Here is a 557-nt window from a genome sequence, read left to right as displayed (position 1 = left end):
CTGCCCGAGCCCGCCACCAGACTGGCCGGCGAGGCCACGGCCACCAGCGTGCAGCTGCTGGGGCTGCTGGCTGGGGCCACGTAGGGAACCAGGTACTGGCCGGGAATGACCTCCGAGGGCTGCGCCGTGGCCTCCCCCGGCTTGGCCCAGCCTACGGCCAGGTTGTCACCCCAGCCGTCCTCTTTCATCAACGCCTCCACATAATACAGCTGGCCCGCCGTCAGGCTCACCGGAGCCGACTTCTGCTCGGCAAAGCGGTCCCACACCCGGGGGTCGGTCCAGCTGGTGTGGTAGGCAATCTGGCCCGCCCCCCCCGGGTCGCTGCCCTTAGCATTGAGCCGCAGGCTGACGTTGTCATCCCCGGCAATCCAGAAGTAGTAGAGCCCCGTGGTGGGGGGGCAAATGTAGCCCCGCAGGCGGGCACCGTAGTTGTCGGCCACGTTGGTGGGGGCCTCGAAGCTGCCCAGGCTCAGGCTCACACTGGGGCTGGTCTGCAAATTGTTGGTCTTGCTCAGCAGCTCAGCGATGCTTGTGCCGGCGATGTTGTTCCAGCGCTC

1 protein-coding gene is annotated in these 557 nt (G+C 67.3%); it reads right to left on the bottom strand.

The window, feature by feature from the left end; all coding sequences use genetic code 11:
- A partial coding sequence (locus tag J2I47_RS26385; protein WP_207367624.1) for a PA14 domain-containing protein occupies window positions 1-557 on the bottom strand: 557 nt, incomplete at both ends.

It is taken from the genome of Fibrella rubiginis (genome assembly GCF_017353185.1).
GTDB classification, from domain to species: domain Bacteria; phylum Bacteroidota; class Bacteroidia; order Cytophagales; family Spirosomataceae; genus Fibrella; species Fibrella rubiginis.
Note: the sequence above shows the minus strand (reverse complement) of the source record. Positions and strands in the feature narration are given on the sequence as shown.